The sequence below is a fragment of the Microbacterium hanjuni genome, assembly GCF_043556395.1.
Lineage (GTDB): Bacteria > Actinomycetota > Actinomycetes > Actinomycetales > Microbacteriaceae > Microbacterium.
The window spans coordinates 122,654-141,368 of the sequence record NZ_JBIGIK010000002.1; the positions used below are offsets into that span (position 1 = coordinate 122,654).

An 18,715-nucleotide genomic window follows, 5' to 3' on the forward strand; every position below is an offset into this window, starting at 1 on the left:
CAGCATCCGCCTTCTCAGTCGCCGCCCCCGCCGCCGTCTCCGCCGCCGCCGTCTGAGCCGCCGCTGTCCGAGCTGCCACTGTAGGGACTGCCGCTGTCGGGGCTGTCACTCGGGCTCGGATCCGGAGTGCTGCCGCCTGCGCCGCCGTCGCCATCACGACCGGGCGAACCGTCACCGCTCGCGACCGCGCCCCCGTCCGATCCGCCGTCCCGTCCGCGACGCGATTGATTCTTCGCCGCCTCGCTCAACGCGATGCCGAAGGCGACGCCCAAGCCGGCACCGATCGCGATCCCGATGCCGATGTTGCCGAGGGCGGCGCCCATCGCGACGCCGATCCCCAGCCCGATCGCGATACCGGCGCCCCAGCTGCCGGACGTGTTGGGCTTCATCGCTCGCTCCGTTTGACAGCTACGGCCGAACCCGACAGAAGCAGGCCCACCGCGGCTCCGACGCTCACGCTGAGCGCGAGTTGAGCCGTCGTCAGCCACAGCGCCATCCCGAGGACGAGGCCGCACCCCAATCCGATGAAGGAGACGATCGCGGCCCGCCGCCCCGCTGGACTCATGCGCTTGTTCATACGTCGACCCTAGGAGCCGTGCTCCCGCGAAACGTCCCCCACACGAGGGAGATCGCCCTCCCCCGTGGGGGCGAGCCGTCAATCCCGCCCCGATGTCGGAGGGGCGGGAGAAAATGGAGGGATGAGCGATGTGCTCGACCGATTCGGCCCCGCGACCCAAGACTGGTTCCGCGGGGCGTTCGCGCTGCCCACGAGCGCTCAGAAAGGCGCTTGGGAGGCCATCTCGGCCGGCCGCAACGCACTCGTCGTCGCACCCACCGGGTCCGGCAAGACGCTGTCGGCGTTCCTCTGGGCGATCGACCGCGTCTTCAACGACCCGGCGACCCTGGCGCGCGAAGCGGCCGCTGCCCGACCGACGGTCAAACGCCCCCGCGGTGCGAAGACGACGGTGAAGTCGACCCCCGAACCACGCACCCGGGTGCTCTACATCTCGCCACTGAAGGCGCTGGGCGTCGACGTCGAACGCAACCTCCGCTCGCCCCTCGTGGGCATCGGCCAGTCGGCGCGGCGGCTCGGGCTCGCCGTGCCCACGGTCACCGTCGGCGTGCGCTCGGGCGACACCACCTCGAGCGACCGCCGCAAGCTCGTCACCGACCCGCCCGACATCTTGATCACCACCCCCGAGTCGCTCTACCTGATGCTCACCAGCCAGGCCGGTGACACCCTGCGGGGCGTGCACACCGTCATCATCGATGAGGTGCACGCGGTCGCGGCCACCAAGCGCGGCGCTCACCTCGCGGTCAGCCTCGAGCGCCTCGAGACGCTGCGGCGCACCCACGCGCTGGAGAATCCGAAGGGTCCGGCCTATCGTCCGGCGCAGCGCATCGGGCTCTCGGCCACAGTGCGCCCCATCGACGAGGTCGCGCGCTTCCTCGGCGGGGCGGCACCCGTCGACATCGTCGCCCCCCGCTCGACGAAGGCCTACGACCTCTCCGTCGTCGTCCCCGTCGATGACATGCTCAACCCGCCCCCTCCTCCCGGGGCCGAGGCGCCGCCTGCCGCGGGAGAGGACTGGTTCGCCGAAGGCTCCGAGAACACCGAGGTGACGGGGTCGGTCTGGCCGCACGTCGAAGAAGCGATCGTCGACCGCATCCTGGCCCACCGGTCCACGATCGTGTTCGCCAACTCCCGCCGTCTGGCCGAGCGACTCACCGGTCGGCTCAACGAGATCTACGCCGAGCGCCTGGGCGTCGAGTTGCCCGAGCCGGCGGTGCCCGCGGCCATGATGGCGCAAGCGGGCACGACCGCCGGCGCCGAGCCGATCCTCGCCAAGGCCCACCACGGCTCGGTCTCGAAAGAGCAGCGCGCCCAGGTGGAGGACGAACTCAAATCCGGCCTTCTGCGCTGTGTGGTCGCCACCAGCAGCCTCGAACTCGGCATCGACATGGGCGCCGTCGACCTGGTCATCCAGGTCGAGGCTCCCCCCAGTGCCGCGTCCGGATTGCAACGCGTCGGGCGCGCCGGTCACCAGGTCGGCGAGACCAGCCGGGCAGCACTCTTCCCGAAGCACCGCAGCGACGTCCTGCACACCGCCGTGGTGACCGAACGGATGCTGGCGGGCCAGATCGAGTCGATCTCGGTACCGCAGAATCCGCTCGACATCCTCGCCCAGCAGACCGTGGCGGCCTGCGCCCTCGGGGCGATCGACGTCGAGGACTGGTACGAGACCGTCAAGCGCAGCGCGCCCTTCCGTTCGCTGCCGCGATCGGCGTACGAGGCGACCCTCGATCTGCTCGCCGGGCGCTACCCCTCCGACGAGTTCGCCGAGCTGCGCCCCCGCGTCGTGTGGGATCGGGATCAGGGCACGCTGACCGGGCGCCCCGGCGCGCAGCGCATCGCCGTCACGAGCGGCGGCACGATCCCCGACCGCGGCCTGTTCGGCGTCTTCATCGCCGGTGAGTCGCAGAACGCGCGGGTCGGTGAACTCGACGAGGAGATGGTCTACGAGTCGCGCGTCAACGACGTCTTCACCCTGGGCACCACGAGCTGGCGCATCGTGGAGATCACGCACGACCGGGTCAACGTGCTCCCGGCGTTCGGCCAGCCCGGCAAGCTGCCCTTCTGGCACGGCGACGGTCTCGGCCGGCCCGCGGAACTCGGCGAGGCGCTCGGCAAGTTCTCCCGCGACGTGTCTGCGGCCGAGCCTGCGAAGGCGGAGGCCCGCCTTCGCGAATCCGGCCTCGACGACAACGCGATCTCGAACCTGATGTCCTACCTCGCCGAACAGCGCGAGGCCACCGGAACCCTCCCCACCGACAAGACCCTCACCGTCGAGCGCAGCCGCGACGAGGTCGGCGACTGGCGGTTGATCCTGCATTCCCCGTACGGCATGCAGGTGCACTCGCCCTGGGCCCTGGCGGTCAACGCCCGCATCCGCGAACGCCTCGGTGTCGAAGGATCCGCCGTCGCGAGCGACGACGGCATCATCGCGCGCATCCCCGACGCGACGGCCGAACCGCCCGGAGCCGAACTGTTCGTCTTCGACCCCGCCGAGCTCGAGCAGCTGGTCACCGACGAGGTCGGCGGTTCGGCGCTGTTCGCCTCGCGCTTCCGCGAGTGCGCGGCGCGGGCGCTGCTGCTCCCCCGCATCAACCCCAACCGGCGTTCGCCGCTGTGGCAGCAACGGCAGCGCTCGGCGCAGCTGCTCGAAGTCGCGCGGCGCCACCCCACCTTCCCGATCATCCTCGAGACCCTGCGTGAAGTGCTGCAGGACGTCTACGACCTCCCCGCGCTGCTGAAGATCGCTCGCAGCATCGCCGACCGCCGGATCCGGCTGGTCGAGATCACCACGTCGCAGCCCTCCCCCTATGCCCGCGACCTGCTCTTCGGCTACGTCGGCGCCTTCATGTACGAGGGTGACTCGCCGCTCGCCGAGCGCCGCGCCGCCGCCCTGTCGGTCGACCCCTCGCTGCTGAGCGAACTGCTGGGCCGTGTCGAGATGCGCGAGCTGCTCGACCCCGCGATCATCGCCCAGTTCGAGCGGGAGGTGCAGCGGCTCGATCCCGAACGGCGGGCACGCGGCATCGAGGGCGTGGCCGACCTGCTGCGCCTGCTCGGCCCGCTCGACGCCGCGGAAGTCGCCGCCCGGCTCGACCCATCCACCGCCCCCGTCTCAGATCCCGCAGCCGGCCCGGAGATCGATCCCTCGGAGGACGATGAGGCGGATGCTGCGCCCACCCCGACGGTCAGCGCGTCGGTGGCGGAAGCATCCGCTCTCCTGGACTCCCTCGTGCTCGACCGCCGAGCCATCCGGGTATCGATCGCGGGCGTCCCGCGCGTCGCCGCGATCGAGGACGCGGGACGCCTGCGCGACGCCCTCGGGGCCGCCCTGCCCATCGGATTGCCGAACGCGTTCCTCGAGCCCTTCGCCGACCCGCTCGGCGATCTCGTCGCCCGGCACGCGCGCACCCACGGTCCGTTCACAGCCGAGGCCGTCGCCCAGCGCCTCGGGGTGGGGGTCGCGGTTGCGCGTCACACGCTGCAACGGCTGGAATCGCAGGGGCGCGTGGCGAGCGGGTTCTTCCTGCCCGACCCGGGTGCGGGCGCCGACCCCGGCACGACGCGGGCCGACGAGACCGAGTGGTGCGACAGCGAGGTGCTGCGTCGTCTGCGGATGCGTTCCCTCGCCGCCATCCGCGGCACGGTCGAGCCCGTCCCCCCTGCCGCCTATGCGCGGTTCCTGCCCGTCTGGCAGCACCTGCAGCGCCCCCTCGAGGGGGTCGACGGGGTGGCCGCCGTGATCGAGCAGCTCGCGGGCGTGCCGATCCCGGCGAGCGCCTGGGAATCCCTCATCCTGCCCGCACGTGTCGCCGACTACACGCCCTCGATGCTCGACGAGCTCACCGCGAGCGGAGAGGTCGTCTGGTCGGGGGCGGGCACCCTCCCCGGCCGCGACGGGTGGGTGGCACTGCACCCCGCCGACGCGATCGGACTCACCCTCGCTCCCCCCGACGACGACCTCGCCGCCGACTCGCTCGAGGCCCGCATCGTGGAGGCGCTCGCGGGGGGCGGCGCCTACTTCGCCGCGCAGCTGCGCCAAGCCACCGGTGCCGACAACGAGCAGTCCGTCATCGACGCGCTGTGGTCGCTGACCTGGTCGGGGCGGGTCACGAACGACACCTTCGGTCCCGTGCGCTCCCTCGTCGGCGGCGGCGGGCAGGCTCATCGGGTGGCGCGCAAGGCGCCTCGGGCGCGCCTCTACCGCGGCGCGAGCGTGCCGCGCGTGGCCTCGCCGCCGCGGCCCCCGGCTCTTGGCGGGCGCTGGTCACTGCTGCCCCTTCCCGAGGTCGATCCGACCCTGCGGGCCACCGCGACAGCGAGCCTGCTGCTGGATCGGTACGGGGTGGTGACACGAGGCGCCGTCCAGGCCGAGCAGGTGCCGGGCGGTTTCGCCCAGGTCTACCGCATCCTCGCCGGCTTCGAAGAGGCCGGGCACTGCCGGCGCGGCTACGTCATCGAGAAGCTCGGCGCCGCCCAGTTCGCCGCCTCCGCGACCGTCGACCGCCTCCGCGAGTTCGCGGGGCTTCCCGACCCGGCGCCGCTGCGCGCGGTCACCCTCGCGGCCACCGATCCGGCGAACCCCTACGGGGCGGCTCTCGCATGGCCCGCCCTCGAGGACGTCACCCACCGGCCCGGCCGGAAGGCGGGCGGGATCGTGGTGATGGTCGACGGCGAGTTGACGCTGTATCTCGAGCGGGGCGGGCGCACCGCCCTCGCCTTCACCGACGATGAGGCTCAGCTCGCCGCGGCCGCGCGCGATCTCGCCGCCACGTCGCGTGCGCGGCGGCTCGACACCCTGACCATCGAGCAGGTCAACGGCGCGTTCGTCTACGGAACGCCCGTGGGGCGGGCGCTGCGCGAAGCCGGGTTCGTGGAATCGCCCCGCGGACTGACCTTCCGACGCGCGACCGCGGGCGACACCCTCCGCGAGGCGGCCGCACGTGCCTGAGGGCGATACCGTCCATCGGGCCGCAGCGAAACTGTCCGAGGCGCTGACCGGGTCGACGGTGACCCGCTTCGACATCCGCGTTCCCGGGAGCGCCACGGCAGATCTCCGCGGCGAGGTGGTGCACAGCGTCATCGCGCGGGGCAAGCACCTGCTCGAGCGCATCGGGGAGTACACCCTGCACTCCCACCTCAAGATGGAGGGACGGTGGGACGTCTACCCCGTCGGCGGTCGGTGGCGAAGGCCGGCCTACACCGCGCGTGCAATCGTCGGCAACGATCACGTCGAGACGGTGGGCTTCGATCTGGCGATGGTCGAGGTGCTCCGCACCCGCGATGAAGACCGCATCGTCGGGCACTTGGGCTCCGACCCGCTCGCCGCCGACTGGGATCCCGCCGACGCGGTCCTCCGCGTGGGCTCCGACTCCCGCGAAGCGCACGTCGCGCTGCTGGATCAGCGCAACGTCGCCGGCTTCGGCAACGTGTATGCCAACGAGATGCTCTTCGTCCGGGGTATCGCGCCCACCACCCCGGCGACCGAGGTCGACGCGACCGCCCTCATCGACCTCGGGGCGCGCATGATCCGTGCGAACCTCCCGCGTTCCGAGCGCACTTTCACGGGCGACACCCGCCCCGGGCGGCGCTTCTGGGTCTACGGGCGCGACGGGAAGCCCTGCCGTCGCTGCGGCACGCGCATTCTCGCCTCGAGCCTGGGCGCCTCAGCGACGAGCGAGCGCAACGTGTTCTGGTGCCCGAGGTGCCAGGCCGCCTGACGTGGCCCCGCCGGCCTCAGTGCCCGATGTAGCGACCGGGCCGGTGGTTCAGCGCGAGCACGAGGTTCAGCAGCACGGCGCCCGCCGCGCTCCCTGCCACCGTGTCCCAGGGGATGACGGCGAGGGAGAAGGCGATGATCGCGAGATCGAAGATCATCTGCGTCCACCCCGCCCGGAATCCCCACCGGTCCTGCACGATCAGCGCGATGATGTTGATGCCGCCGAGGCTCGCCCGATGGCGGAAGAGGATGAGCAGCCCCACACCCGCGAAGAGGTTGCCCGCGAAGATGCCGAAGACGGGTTCGATCCCGTCGACGGGCAGCATGGCGGCGTTCAGCACCGAGAACGCCGACACCAGGCCGATCGAGATCACGGTGCGCAGCGTGAAGCTCCACCCCTTCTTCCACAGCGCGAGGGCCGCGAACGGCAGGTTGACCCCCGCATAGACGAGCCAGAACGGCAGCGGGGTCACGTAGGTCATCAGCAGCGCGAGCCCGGCCGTACCGCCGGTGACCGCATCGCTGGAAGACAGCAGATATAGCCCGAACGACGCCGTGAAAGCGCCGGTCAAGAGCCCCAGAACATCCTCGGGGATGCTGTGGGCCAGGGTGCGCTCGGGGAAGACGAGGGTGGGTTCGGTGGCGGGCGGTTCGATCGAACGCGAAGCCTCGTGGGCGTCGCGGTTCGCGGCGTGGTCGTCGTTCATGGGTTCCTTCAGACGGGGATTCCATCGTCGCATCCGCCGGACGCAGCATCCGACGCAGCCGCCGCTACGAATACCACACACCGGGGAATGAATACCTGATACGTGCCGTTGCAACCTTTGTCGGCACCGACGGTGCTGGTGGAGGGGATCGTGGGTAAGAACTACATCGACATCGAGAACGACCGTGGTGAGACGCTGCGCTACCGCAAGCACACCAACGGCCGTGGACTGATCGCGAACGGCGCCAAGGTGCACCCGACCGCGGTGGTCGAAGCGGGCGCGTACGTCGAACCCGGCGTGCAGATCGCTGCGGGCGCCGAAGTCGGACGCGGCGCGTGGATCGAGTCCGACGCCGTCATCGGCCCGGAGGCGCGCATCGCACCGCACGCGCACATCGGATCGGGCGCGGCGATTGGAGCGGGCGCGCACATCGGCGTCCGCACCTATATCGGCACGAAGGCGCGCGTCGCCGTGGGCTCGCTCATCGGAGACGACAAGACCATCGCCGACGGCGAAGAGGTCGCCACCGACCGGCGGGGTCTGCACCTCGCCGCGTGAGGCTTCGCGCCATCGAACGGACGGTTCCCCCCGGGGAGGCCGTCCGTTTCTGCGTTCGCGCCCCGTGACCTACGCGAAGAGCAGGAACACGAAGCCGATCAGCGGGGCCGCCCCCTGCAGGAGAGCCGGCCGCAGATAACGCGTGCCCCCCGTGAGCAGGACGAGCGATGCTGCAACCATCGACGCGAGGGTGAACAACGCCAGCGTGCGCCCTGCCACGTCGGCTACCGTGCCCGGCGCGCCGATCCACAGCAGAGCCAGACCGACGGCGGCGCCGATGGCGAGGAAGAGGTTGTAGAAGCCCTGGTTGAAGGCCATCGGGCGGATGGTGTCGGCGGCGGCCTGGTCGGCGATGCCGAAGATCTGCCAGGTGCGCGGCCGCGTCCACCTCACGCTCTCCAGAACGAAGATGTACAGGTGCACGAGTGCGGCGAGGGAGCCGAACACGGTCGCGACGATGGCAGCCATGATCGAACCCTAGCGCGCGGCTACGCTGGCGGAATGGCGAAGAGCGGCAGCGGGAAAAGGCGAGCGAGCAGTCGCCGCCCCGCTCGGGTACGCCCCGCCCGCCCCACGCCCGCCCGGAAGGCACCGAACCCGCGCGCGACGGCTCCGAAGCCCGTGGCTGAGTCGCCGCGCACCTTCACGCTCGGGGTCGTTCCCGGGGCCACCCCGGGGAAGTGGATCGACGCGTGGCGGGAACGCATGCCGCACGTCGAACTCGTCGTGCGGCACATCGCGGTGGCCAACCAGAGCGAGGAGGTGACCGCGGGCGCCGTCGACGCCGCCCTCGTGCGCCTTCCCGTCGCCACCGACGACCTGCACGTGGTGCGCCTGTACGACGAGGTGCCCGTAGCCGTGATGGCCGTCGATTCCTCGCTCACCGCCGCCGATGAGCTCGCCCTGACAGACCTGGCCGGTGAGATCGTGATCATCCCGGCCGACGACGTCCTCCACGTGAGCGTGCCCGGGGCTGTCGCTCCCGCGTTCGCGCCGCCCGCCGACACCGCGGAAGCGGTCGAAACGGTCGCGGCGGGCGTCGGCACCGTGCTGATGCCGATGTCGCTCGCCCGGCTGCACGCGCGCAAAGACGTGGCCTCGCGCCCGGTGCTCGATCTCCCGGTGTCGACCGTCGCGATCGCCTGGGCCCGCGACGGCGACAATCCCGACGTCGACGTCTTCGTCGGCATCGCCCGCGGCCGGACAGCCAACTCCTCCCGGTGAACGATTTCGCTCCGTGACGCCAGCCCCTCTCGATGAGAGGGTTCGGAGCTTAGAATTCCGGGGTGCCCGCACCTCTGCTCTATGTCAGCGCGCGTCCACAGCGTGATGCTGCCGCCGCGGAGTACGCCTCGTTCCTGAGCGGCCTCGGCGTCGATGCCGCGTCGCTCGACCGTCTCGACCTCGCGCACGAGCCGCTCCCCGCCGACGCTCTCGAGCGCTACGCCGGTTTCGTGGTGGGCGGCAGCCCCTTCAACGTCACCGACGCGGTCAAGTCCCCCGAGCAGCAGCGACTGGAAGCTGATCTCGAGATCATCGCGGCTGCGGCCGCAGCATCCCGCGTCGCTGCCCTCTTCACCTGCTTCGGCATCGGCGTCGTCACGCGGATGCTGGGGGGAACGGTGAGCCGCGAGGTTCCCGAGGCGACCGGACCCACCACGATCACCGTCACGGCCGCGGGACGCAGCGATGCCCTGCTGAGCCACCTGGGAGGGAGCTTCTCCGCGCTGACGGCCCACAAGGAGGGCGCCGCCGAGGTGCCGCCCGACGCGGTGCTGTTGGCAACCAACGAGCTCTGCCCGGTGCAGGCCTACCGGGTGGGCGACCGCCTGTGGGCGACGCAGTTCCACCCCGAGTCGACCCCTCTCGCGTTCACGCAGCGCATGGCGGTCTATCGCGACGGTGGCTACTTCGCTCCGAGCGACTACGACGAGATCGCCGCGCGGGTGCTCCGCTCACCGGTCACCGAGCCGCCGCGGCTGCTCGGAGCGTTCGCCGAACGCTTCGCGGCCTGAGCCGAGGTCGCCTCGACGACCCGTCGCCGGGGCCTCAGTCGCCCTGCGGGCGCAACAACCGGAGTCCTGCGACGGCCAACGGCAGCAGCACGACCACGCCCGCGACGACCAGGGCGGTGACGCCGATCGGGGTGCTCTGCGGCTCGCCGACCAGCCGGCCCATCCCCAGCCAGAACACGCCCCAGCCGATCGCCAGGGTGGGAGTCACGCGCCACCGACTCGCGAAAGCGATCGCGAGAGCGATGACACCGACGACGATCACGACGATGACGCCCGTCGAATCGGCGTGCGTGGCCCAGTCCGCGGGCGCGCTCTGCGTCAGCCACGCGGCGATGTTGGCCACGGTCGCCACCGTCACCCAGCCCAGGTGCAGCCCCGTGACCCCGTCCAGGAGCACCGCGTCGATCATGCCATCGTCGGGCGTGCGCGTCCGAACGGCGACGACGAAGGTGACGCTGAGGGCGATCAGCAGCACCACGATGGCGACGACGGTGACCGGGAGGGTGGAGAACTGCGCTGCGATGAGCCACAGCCCGTTCAAGACCGCCGTGAGCGCGACCAGCCACCCGAGATCGCGCTGGCGGCCGTTCGCGCGCTGAGCCGGAAAGGCCTGCCACACCGCGTAGGCGACGAGGCCGAGGTAGATCACCGACCAGATCGAGAAGGCCGACGCTGCCGGCGCCAGGTACGAACCGTCCGCCGCGAGCGCGCCGTCCTGCAGTTCTTGGATCGGGGTGCCGCCGAGCAGGCCGACGCCCACGATGGCCGCGACGAGCATGAAGCTCACCGCGGAGATCACGACGATCTGGCGGACGAGGTCGAGCGGGCGCGCGGGCATGACCCCACCCTACAAACCGCATCCCCTCGAGCGAGCGCCTTGACAGCGGCCGGCGTCGAGCAGCTACCGCCTCACGCCCGATTCGGCCCCACGATCACCGCTGTCTCGGGAGGAAGGGTCACCGATCCCGCCGCGACGACGACCCCGGCATCCGTCGCCAGGATGATCTCTGCGCCGGCCGCAACATCGAACCGCGCGGGCGCGGCCGACAGGTTGGCGTACACGCCCACCTCACCGTTGCGCAGCCAGTAGGTGCGGCCGCCTTCGGCCTCGGCCGCTCCCGCCTCGCGGTCGGTGAAACTCGGGTCGGTCAGCTCGGGCACCTCCCGGCGCACGGTGGCAAGGGTGCGGTAGAGGTGAAGCAGCTGGGCGTGGGCGCCGTCGTACGGTTCGAGCCAGTCGAGTTTGGACCGCTCGAAGGTCGCCGGATCCTGCGGGTCGGGCACGATGGCCGGATCCCAGCCCATCTTCTCGAACTCGGCGATGCGGCCCTTCGCCGTAGCCTCGCCCAGCTCGGGTTCGGGGTGCGAGGTGAAGAACTGCCAGGGGGTCGTGGCTCCCCACTCCTCCCCCATGAACAGCATGGGCGTGCCGGGCGTCGCGAGTGTCAGCACCGCCGTGACGGCGAGGCGCCGGAAGTCGAGGTTCTGCGACAGCCGGTCGCCGGTGGCGCGGTTGCCGATCTGGTCGTGGTCCTGAGCGAAGGTGATGAGGCGCCAGGTGGGAACGGTGCCCGGGATCGGGAACCCGTGGTCGCGACCACGGAAGGACGAATAGGTGCCGTCGTGGAAGAATCCGCGTTCGGTCACCTTGGGGTAGGCCTCGAGGACGGCGAAGTCCTCGTACCACCCGACGGTCTCGCCCGACGCCGCGACGTGCACCGCGTGGTGCCAGTCGTCGGACCACTGGGCGGTGAGGCCATAGCCACCCGCCTCCCGGGGCAGGATGAGCTTCGGATCGTTCAGGTCCGACTCCGCGATGAGCGTGAGCGGGCGGCCGAGGTGGGCGGACAGGGCATCGGATGCTTCCGCGATCTGCTGCAGCAGATGCACGGGCTGGTCATCGTGCAGGGCGTGCACGGCGTCGAGGCGCAGACCGTCGACGTGGTAGTCCCGCAGCCACATCAGCGCGTTGTCGATGATGTAGTCGCGCACCGGCTGCTCGTCGAGGTTGACCGAGTCGCCCCAGGTGTTGCGGCTGCCCTCGCGGAGATAGGGCCCGTACTCGGGCAGGTAGTTGCCGCTGGGGCCGAGGTGGTTGTAGACGACGTCCTGGATGATGGCGAGCCCCGCACCGTGAGCTGCGTCGACGAAGCGCTGGTAGGCCGCGGGTCCGCCGTACGCCTCGTGCACCGTGTACCAGAGCACTCCGTCGTAGCCCCAGTTCCAGACGCCGTTGAAACCGTTGACCGGCAGCACCTCGACGTGGCTGACCCCGAGCTCCACGAGGTGGGGAAGCTTCCCGATCGCCGCGTCCAGGGTGCCCTCGGGAGTGAAGGTCCCGATGTGCAGTTCGTAGATCAGACCGCCTGCGAGCTGGCGGCCGGTCCACGCAGCATCCTGCCACTCGTGTTTCGAGGGGTCGAAGACCGCCGACGCTTCGTGCACGCCGCGCGGCTGGCGCCGCGAACGGGGGTCGGGGCGCAGGTCTTCGCTGTCACCGAGCACGAAGCCGTACTCTTCACCGTCGGCGAGGTCGATGGCGGCTTCCCACCAGCCGCCGTCCCGGGCGCCCATCTCGATGTCACCGACGCCCGGGCGACGCAGCCGCACCCGTGCCGCTTTCGGAGCCCATACTTCGATCGTCATGCTCTACGTTCTCCTTCTGCCGAGTGCACGGCGTGCTCGCGAATGCCCGGCCGGTTCTCGCGCGCAACTCGTGCGTTCGGAAGCAGGTCGTGCATGCGCGGATCGGATCAGTCTTCGTCCACCAGCAGGGCGACGGGGTACGTCGCCAACAGCTCGGCGAGGGGGACTTCGGAGGCGGTGTAACGGCGTCCGGTGAAGGCGTCGACCGCCGCAACCGGTCGGCGCAGCAGCAGCGTGTCGCCCCACCCGCCTCGGCGCTCGAGACCCACCGGCAGGCGGGTGGCGACGACGAGGGCTCCGCCGCGGTCGGCGGCGACGGCGTGGATGGATGCTGCTCCCACCGCGGTCGCCGGCGTGTAGCGCGCGAAGAGGTCGGGCCGTGCCCGGCGAAGCCGCAGCGTGCGCGAGGTGACGAGCAGCTTCGCGGCCCCCGAGGCATCGACGGCCGGCAGCTCGCCCCGGGCGAAGCCGGCATCGACCTCGCTCAGCAGCGCCGCACGGGCGGCGAAGTCCACCGGACGCCGGTTGTCGGGATCGACGAGCGACTGCTCCCACAACTCGGAACCCTGGTACACGTCGGGCACGCCAGGTCCGCTGAGCTGCAGCAGCTTCTGCGACAGCGCGTTGGTCCAGCCGAATGCCTCGATCTCGGCGACGAAACCGGCGACGAACTCGGCCGCGTGGCCGGTGGCCGCGTCGACCACGGCGTGCATGGCCGACTCGAAGGCCTCGTTCTGCTCCCACCAGCCGGTCGCCTCCGCGGCCTCGCGCGCCGCCTTCTCGGCGTAGGCGTGCAGGCGCTCCGGATACGACGCGCGATCCTGGTCGAGCGCCGGCCATGCGCCGACGATCGCCTGCCAGAGGAGGGCGTCAAACGGGCCGTGCCCGGTGGTGGCGACGGTGCGGAACTGCTCGAGCACCTCGGCCCATCGTTCAGGCATCTCGGCGAGCACGCTGAGGCGCGCGCGCACGTCTTCGCCGCGTTTGGTGTCGTGCGTGGAGAGAGTGGTCATCGACCGCGGCCACGACGCGAGCCTTGCGGCCTGCGCGGCGTGGAACTCCGTCGTGGTGAGCGAGAACTCCGAGGGGTCGCCACCGACCTCGGTCAACGCACCGAGTCGGTTGTAGCGGTAGAAGGCGGTGTCTTCCACGCCCTTGGCCATCACCGGACCGGTCGTCTGCTGGAACCGGCGGGCGACCTCGTTGGCCGGGTCGATCAGCACGGGAACGAGCCCGGCGATCGGCTCGGCGAGGTCGGGGCGGCGACCGGAGGCGTCGGCCGCGGCGGCGTGCACATGGGCGCGCCCGGCGGGCAGGTACGAGCGGTAGACCGGGAAGGATGCCAGCACCTCGGCGAAGGCGTCCTGCAGCACCTCGGGCCCGAACGCCTCCAGCAGGCGCGGAGCGTCGAGCTGCAGGCCCCGCACGAGACGGCGTATCTCGGCGACCTGGATGGTATCGGCGATCATGCGTTTCGTGACGTGGATGAGGTCGGGCCAGGACGGCGCGGGAGCGAGCCCGGTCTGCAGTCGCAGCCGCGCGTCGAGCGCATCCAAGCCCATCTCCCCGACCGGGTCCACGAGCACCCGCCCGAATTCGGCGAGCGCGTCGTAGCCGGTGGTTCCGTCGGTCTCCCACCAGGACGGCAGGGCCTCGCCGTGCTCGAGGATCTTCTCGATGAGCACGTAGGGGAGGCTGCCGGGGCGCGCTTCACGCAGAGCCGCTCCCAGCTGCTCGAGATAGGCGCCGGGGTCGAGCAGTCCGTCGGGGTGATCGACGCGCAACCCGTCAGCGAGGTCCTCGCGCACCCAGCTGAGGATCTCGGCGTGCGTGGCGGCGAAGACCTCCGGCACCTCGACGCGCACGCCCGCGAGGGTCGTCACGGCGAAGAAGCGGCGGTAGTTGAGTTCGGCCGCCTCGTCCTTCCAGAACCGCAGCTCGAAATTCTGCCGCGCGAGCACGGCGCGCACGCGGTGCTCGTCCGAGTTGCCACCCGCAGCGAGACCGTCGAGCGAACCGGGAGCCAGCGGAAAGGCGTGGTCGAAGTAGCGCAACAGGCCGTCGGGCGCGTCATCGGCGGGCTCGGGGTCGATCGACAGGTCGCCCGCGGCGATGATCTCCTCGAGCGGGCCGCCCAGCACCGGCACGAGCACCTTCCCGGCGCCGTAGTCCCAGTCGATGTCGTAGCTGTCGGCGAACGCCGACTCCCGGCCGAGGCGCAGGACGTCCCACCACCACGGGTTCTCCCGGGGAGCTGCGACCCCCATGTGATTGGGCACGATGTCGATGAGGATCCCGAGATCCGCCGTCCGCGCCGCATCGGCGAAGCGGGCGAGACCCGCAGCACTGCCCCGATCCGGGTCGATCTGCTCGACATCGGCCACGTCGTAGCCGTGATCGGAGCCCGGCGTCGCCTTCAGCAGGGGCGACAGGTAGGCCCACGACACCCCCAGCTCGCGGAGGTATCCGGTGACGGCGGCGGCAGCATCCAGATCGAAACCCTTGCGGATCTGCAGCCGGTACGTCGAGCGGGGGGACGTGTCCACGATCAGAGTTCCGGCTTGGGCGCTTTGCCCGGCAGGTCGTCCGGTGCGGTGATGATCCCGATCTGGGCCGTCAGCGAAGCTGCCACCGAGTGATCGATGTCGGGCTCGGGCACGTCGTATTCGCAGAGCACCATGAGCGACTTGGCGCCCACCGAGAGGGTGGAGCCCGGGTCGACCGGGTCGGTGTTCGCTCGCTCGCCGGCGGTGTCGACCAGCACGTCCCACTTGGGGCTGTACTTCACGTCGGGCACGCGGAAGTCGACGGGATCGTCGCCCGCGTTGAACAGCACGATGAAGTGGCGGTCGATGATCTGCTCTCCGCGGCGGTCCTTCTCCCGGATACCGCGGCCGTTGAGGAACACCCCGATCGCGCGCCCGAAACCGGAATCCCAGTCCTCGGGCTGCATGACCATGCCGTCCGGCTGCAGCCACACCACGTCGGGAATGGGCGCGCCCTCCTCCATCTTGACCGGGCGGCCGTCGAAGAATCGACTGCGGCGGAAGATGGGGTGCTCCTTGCGCAGGCGCGCGAGAGCGGAGGTGAACTCCACCAGGGGCTGGTCGACCGAGGACCAGTCGATCCACGTGATCTCGTTGTCCTGGGCGTAGCCGTTGTTGTTGCCGCCCTGCGTGCGTCCGAGCTCGTCGCCGTGCAGCAGCATCGGCACGCCCTGCGAGAGCAGCAGCGTGGCGATGAAGTTGCGCTGCTGGCGCGCCCGCATCGTGAGCACGTGCTCGTCGTCGGTCGGGCCTTCCACTCCCATGTTGCTGGAGCGGTTGTGCGATTCGCCGTCGTTGTTGTCCTCGCCGTTGGCCTCGTTGTGCTTCTCGTTGTACGACACGAGGTCGCGCAGCGTGAAGCCGTCGTGGGCGGTGACGAAGTTGATGGATGCGACCGGGCGGCGGCCGGAGTGCTCGTACAGGTCGGCCGAGCCGGTGAGGCGCGAGGCGAACTCACCGAGCGCCTGCGGCTCGCCGCGCCAGAAATCGCGCACGGTGTCGCGGTACTTGCCGTTCCACTCCGTCCACTGGGGCGGGAAGTTGCCCACCTGGTACCCGCCGGGGCCGATGTCCCACGGCTCGGCGATGAGCTTGACCTGCGAGACCACCGGATCCTGCTGGACGAGCTCGAAGAAGGTCGACAGGCGGTCGACCTCGTAGAACTCGCGCGCCAGGGTCGAGGCGAGGTCGAAGCGGAAGCCGTCGACGTGCATCTCCAGCACCCAGTAACGCAGCGAATCCATGATGAGCTGCAACGTGTGGGGGTTGCCCACGTTCATGCTGTTGCCGGTACCGGTGTAGTCGGTGTAGTACCGCTTATCGTCGTCCTCGAGGCGGTAGTAGGCCTCGTTGTCGATGCCGCGCATCGACAACGTCGGGCCCATATGGTTCCCCTCGGCGGTGTGGTTGTAGACCACGTCGAGGATGACTTCGATATTGGCCTCGTGCAGGGCCTTCACCATGGCCTTGAACTCCTGCACCTGCTGGCCGTGGCCGTCGCTGGAGGCGTAGGTGTTCTGCGGCGCGAGGAAGGCGATGGTGTTGTAGCCCCAGTAGTTCGACAGCCCCTTCTCCTGCAGGGTGGAGTCGTTCACGAACTGGTGCACGGGCATCAGTTCGAGCGCGGTCACGCCGAGCTTGGAGAGGTGTTCGATGACGGCCGGGTGCGCGATACCGCTGTACGTGCCGCGCAAGTCCTCGGGGATCAGCGGGTTGAGCTGAGTCAGACCCTTGACGTGGGCTTCGTAGATGAAGCTCTCCGAGTAGGGCGTCTTGGGCTGGCGGTCACCGCTCCAGTCGAAGAAGGGGTTGATGACAACGCCCTTCATCATGGCGGCGGCCGAGTCCTCGTCGTTGCGCGAGTCGGGATCGCCGAAGTTGTAGCTGAAGACCGACTGTCCCCACGCGATGTCGCCGTCGACCGCCTTCGCATACGGGTCGAGCAGAAGCTTGTTCGGGTTGAACCGCTGACCGTTCGAGGGGTCGTACGGACCGTACACGCGGTAGCCGTACCGCTGACCCGGTTGCACGTTCGGGAGGTACGCATGCCACACGAAGGCATCCACGTCCGCGAGCTCGATGCGGGTCTCATGCCCCCGCTCACCGAACAGACAGAGCTCTACGCGTTCCGCCCCTTCGCTGAAAAGGGCGAAATTCGTCCCATTGCCGTCAAAAGTCGCTCCGAGGGGATAACTGGATCCCGGCCATACCTGCTGCACGTGCCTCACGATAACCCAGGCTTCGCGCCCGCCGGACGCCCGCTCCCGCCCGTTGACGCCACCGTGATCATCGAGTAGGCCCGAAACCAGCGGGGATGCGGGCTAGATCGTCGCCGCGGAGAGCGACTGCAGACCCATGACCCGCAGCAGCTCCAGACGCTCGTGGTCTTCGCTGCCCGGCACGGCCGTGTAGACCACGATGCGCAGGTCGCTGCCGGGGACGGACAGCACGTCGCAGTCGATCGTGATCGCACCGGCGGGTGTGCGCGTGATCGTCTTCCGACTCGAACGGTGCTCGGCCACCCCCGACACCGCCCAGCGGCGCTCGAAATCCGCAGAGGCGGCACGCAGCTGCGCGACCAGGGACGACAGGGCCGCGTCGTCAGGGTATCTCCCCACCGCCGCGCGCAGGTCGGCGACGAGGTCGCGGGCGAACTCCTCCTCGTGCACGTCGTCGAACTCGACGCCGTCGTGGCCGAGCAGGAAATGCCGCCAGACGAGGTTGCGCTCCAGACCGACGAACCCCGAGGGGTCGCCGACCACGGCCGCCCAGAGGGGGTTCCACATCACGAAATCGTGCGCGGCGGTGAACACCGCCATCGGCACATCGGTGAGGCGGTCCATGAGGCGATGCACTCCGGGGCTCACGTGCGTGGGCACGACACTGCGGGTCGGGGGCGCGGCTCCGCCCACCCGGTAGAGGTGGTCGCGCTCCTCCTCCGACAGACGCAGCGCCCGAGAGAGGGCGCCGAGCATCTGGGACGACGGATGCGTCGCCCGACCCTGCTCGAGACGCACGACGTAGTCGACGCTCACACCGGCGAGGGCTGCCAGTTCCTCCCGACGGAGGCCCTTCGTCCGTCGACCGGCGCCGGCGGGCAGGCCGACCTCCGCGGGACCGACGCGTTCCCGCCACGACCTCAGCACGTCCGCGAATTCGGTCATGACTCCATTGTCGTTCGGATATCGCCCGCGAGCCTGGTACTGCCAGTCCTCCCGTCGCACAGGGCCTGGGCGCCCGGCACCGGCGCGCCCACCATGGAGACATGACACACACACTCATCACCGGGGCGAACAAGAGCCTCGGACTCGAGACCGCCCGCCGCCTGATCGCTGCCGGTCACACCGTTTACGCCGGGATGCGCGACCTCGCCTCGGGTGATGCCGTTCGAGCCCTCGGCGCCCAGGCCGTTCAGCTCGACGTCACCGACCAGGCGAGCGTCGACGCGGCGCTCTCGAGCCTTCCCGCGCTCGATGTGCTCGTCAACAACGCCGGGATCCTCGGCTCCTCCCACGGGGTGGACGACCTCGACGCGCAAGCGATGGCCGACGTCCTCGAGACGAACGTCGTCGGAATCGTGCGGGTCACGCAGGCCGCGCTCCCGCTGCTGCGGGCGTCGCAGCATCCCGTCATCGTCAACGTGGCCTCGGGCGTCGGCTGGCCGCGGTTCCTGTCGGAGGAGGGCCACGACGAGTTCCCCGTCACCTCGATCCCCTATGCCGCGTCGAAGGCGGCCGTCATCGCGCTGACGGTGCAGTACGCGAAGAACCTGCCGAGCTTCCGCGTGAACGTGGCCGACCCCGGCTACACCGCGACGGATTTCAACCGCCACAGCGGTCACCAGAGCGTTACCGAGGGCACGGACGCGGCCGTCACCCTGGCCACGATCGGCGCGGACGGGCCCACCGGCGCCTTCTTCAGCCGGCAAGGCCGCATCGACTACTGAGCGG

15 protein-coding genes are annotated in these 18,715 nt (G+C 70.3%); 6 read left to right on the forward strand and 9 right to left on the reverse strand.

Annotated features, from left to right (window positions below; genetic code table 11):
- Nucleotides 1-14: 14 nt before the first annotated feature.
- Together ACFXP5_RS08300 and ACFXP5_RS08305 are read right to left on the reverse strand one after the other, a co-directional pair.
- A complete protein-coding gene (locus ACFXP5_RS08300; RefSeq protein ID WP_394544275.1) occupies nucleotides 15-389 on the reverse strand; it encodes a glycine zipper domain-containing protein in 375 nt (124 codons plus the stop codon).
- Complete coding sequence (locus ACFXP5_RS08305) at nucleotides 386-577, reverse strand: hypothetical protein (protein ID WP_394544276.1); 192 nt, start codon at nucleotides 575-577, stop codon at nucleotides 386-388. The genes ACFXP5_RS08300 and ACFXP5_RS08305 overlap by 4 nt, the downstream gene beginning before the upstream one ends.
- Nucleotides 578-698: 121 nt before the next feature.
- Between ACFXP5_RS08305 and ACFXP5_RS08310 the strand changes: the two genes are divergently transcribed.
- Nucleotides 699-5,525 (forward strand): Lhr family ATP-dependent helicase, encoded by a 4,827-nt coding sequence (locus ACFXP5_RS08310; RefSeq protein ID WP_394544277.1) that lies wholly within the window; start codon nucleotides 699-701, stop codon nucleotides 5,523-5,525.
- On the forward strand, nucleotides 5,518-6,294 hold the full coding sequence (locus ACFXP5_RS08315) for a DNA-formamidopyrimidine glycosylase family protein (RefSeq protein WP_394544278.1): 777 nt from the start codon (nucleotides 5,518-5,520) through the stop codon (nucleotides 6,292-6,294). The genes ACFXP5_RS08310 and ACFXP5_RS08315 overlap by 8 nt, the downstream gene beginning before the upstream one ends.
- Before the next feature lie 16 nt (nucleotides 6,295-6,310).
- On the opposite strand, the gene ACFXP5_RS08320 is transcribed toward ACFXP5_RS08315, so the two are convergent.
- Complete coding sequence (locus tag ACFXP5_RS08320) at nucleotides 6,311-7,000, reverse strand: YitT family protein (protein ID WP_394544279.1); 690 nt, start codon at nucleotides 6,998-7,000, stop codon at nucleotides 6,311-6,313.
- A 150-nt stretch (nucleotides 7,001-7,150) separates the two neighbouring features.
- Here ACFXP5_RS08320 and ACFXP5_RS08325 point away from each other — a divergent pair, with 150 nt between their 5' ends.
- Nucleotides 7,151-7,558, forward strand: coding sequence for a transferase (locus ACFXP5_RS08325; protein ID WP_394528105.1), 408 nt, complete (start codon nucleotides 7,151-7,153; stop codon nucleotides 7,556-7,558).
- 69 nt (nucleotides 7,559-7,627) lie between these two features.
- On the opposite strand, the gene ACFXP5_RS08330 is transcribed toward ACFXP5_RS08325, so the two are convergent.
- Nucleotides 7,628-8,026: a DUF1304 domain-containing protein gene (locus tag ACFXP5_RS08330; protein WP_394544280.1), complete on the reverse strand. Its 399-nt coding sequence runs from the start codon at nucleotides 8,024-8,026 to the stop codon at nucleotides 7,628-7,630.
- A gap of 153 nt (nucleotides 8,027-8,179) precedes the next feature.
- Between ACFXP5_RS08330 and ACFXP5_RS08335 the strand changes: the two genes are divergently transcribed.
- A complete protein-coding gene (locus ACFXP5_RS08335) occupies nucleotides 8,180-8,782 on the forward strand; it encodes a LysR substrate-binding domain-containing protein (RefSeq protein WP_394544281.1) in 603 nt (200 codons plus the stop codon).
- A 62-nt stretch (nucleotides 8,783-8,844) separates the two neighbouring features.
- A complete protein-coding gene (locus ACFXP5_RS08340; protein WP_394544282.1) occupies nucleotides 8,845-9,573 on the forward strand; it encodes a glutamine amidotransferase-related protein in 729 nt (242 codons plus the stop codon).
- Between the two features lie 34 nt (nucleotides 9,574-9,607).
- Here the strand turns inward: ACFXP5_RS08340 and ACFXP5_RS08345 are convergent, their stop codons facing one another.
- From ACFXP5_RS08345 to ACFXP5_RS08365, 5 genes are all read right to left on the reverse strand, one after another.
- Nucleotides 9,608-10,411, reverse strand: coding sequence for a tryptophan-rich sensory protein (locus tag ACFXP5_RS08345; protein ID WP_394544283.1), 804 nt, complete (start codon nucleotides 10,409-10,411; stop codon nucleotides 9,608-9,610).
- Between the two features lie 71 nt (nucleotides 10,412-10,482).
- Entirely contained in the window at nucleotides 10,483-12,219 is a 1,737-nt protein-coding gene (treZ, locus tag ACFXP5_RS08350) for a malto-oligosyltrehalose trehalohydrolase (RefSeq protein ID WP_394544284.1), read from the reverse strand.
- A 107-nt stretch (nucleotides 12,220-12,326) separates the two neighbouring features.
- The gene (gene treY, locus ACFXP5_RS08355; protein ID WP_394544285.1) at nucleotides 12,327-14,765 is read right to left on the reverse strand and encodes a malto-oligosyltrehalose synthase; all 2,439 of its coding nucleotides are present in this window, start codon (nucleotides 14,763-14,765) and stop codon (nucleotides 12,327-12,329) included.
- Nucleotides 14,766-14,767: 2 nt separating this feature from the next.
- Nucleotides 14,768-16,984 carry a glycogen debranching protein GlgX gene (gene glgX, locus ACFXP5_RS08360; RefSeq protein ID WP_394528106.1) on the reverse strand — a complete coding sequence of 739 codons (2,217 nt, stop codon included), beginning with the start codon at nucleotides 16,982-16,984 and terminating at the stop codon, nucleotides 14,768-14,770.
- A gap of 102 nt (nucleotides 16,985-17,086) precedes the next feature.
- Nucleotides 17,087-17,929, reverse strand: coding sequence for a helix-turn-helix transcriptional regulator (locus tag ACFXP5_RS08365; protein ID WP_394527727.1), 843 nt, complete (start codon nucleotides 17,927-17,929; stop codon nucleotides 17,087-17,089).
- 101 nt (nucleotides 17,930-18,030) lie between these two features.
- Between ACFXP5_RS08365 and ACFXP5_RS08370 the strand changes: the two genes are divergently transcribed.
- Nucleotides 18,031-18,711: an SDR family NAD(P)-dependent oxidoreductase gene (locus ACFXP5_RS08370; RefSeq protein ID WP_394544286.1), complete on the forward strand. Its 681-nt coding sequence runs from the start codon at nucleotides 18,031-18,033 to the stop codon at nucleotides 18,709-18,711.
- Nucleotides 18,712-18,715: the final 4 nt, after the last annotated feature.

Bases quoted from the DNA above. Each gene is read 5' to 3' on its own strand.
- ACFXP5_RS08300 (WP_394544275.1), bottom strand. From the start codon at position 389: ATGAAGCCCAACACGTCCGGCAGCTGGGGCGCCGGTATCGCGATCGGG.
- ACFXP5_RS08305 (WP_394544276.1), bottom strand. From the start codon at position 577: ATGAACAAGCGCATGAGTCCAGCGGGGCGGCGGGCCGCGATCGTCTCC.
- ACFXP5_RS08310 (WP_394544277.1), top strand. From the start codon at position 699: ATGAGCGATGTGCTCGACCGATTCGGCCCCGCGACCCAAGACTGGTTC.
- ACFXP5_RS08320 (WP_394544279.1), bottom strand. From the start codon at position 7,000: ATGAACGACGACCACGCCGCGAACCGCGACGCCCACGAGGCTTCGCGT.
- ACFXP5_RS08330 (WP_394544280.1), bottom strand. From the start codon at position 8,026: ATGGCTGCCATCGTCGCGACCGTGTTCGGCTCCCTCGCCGCACTCGTG.
- ACFXP5_RS08345 (WP_394544283.1), bottom strand. From the start codon at position 10,411: ATGCCCGCGCGCCCGCTCGACCTCGTCCGCCAGATCGTCGTGATCTCC.
- treZ (WP_394544284.1), bottom strand. From the start codon at position 12,219: ATGACGATCGAAGTATGGGCTCCGAAAGCGGCACGGGTGCGGCTGCGT.
- ACFXP5_RS08365 (WP_394527727.1), bottom strand. From the start codon at position 17,929: ATGACCGAATTCGCGGACGTGCTGAGGTCGTGGCGGGAACGCGTCGGT.
- ACFXP5_RS08370 (WP_394544286.1), top strand. From the start codon at position 18,031: ATGACACACACACTCATCACCGGGGCGAACAAGAGCCTCGGACTCGAG.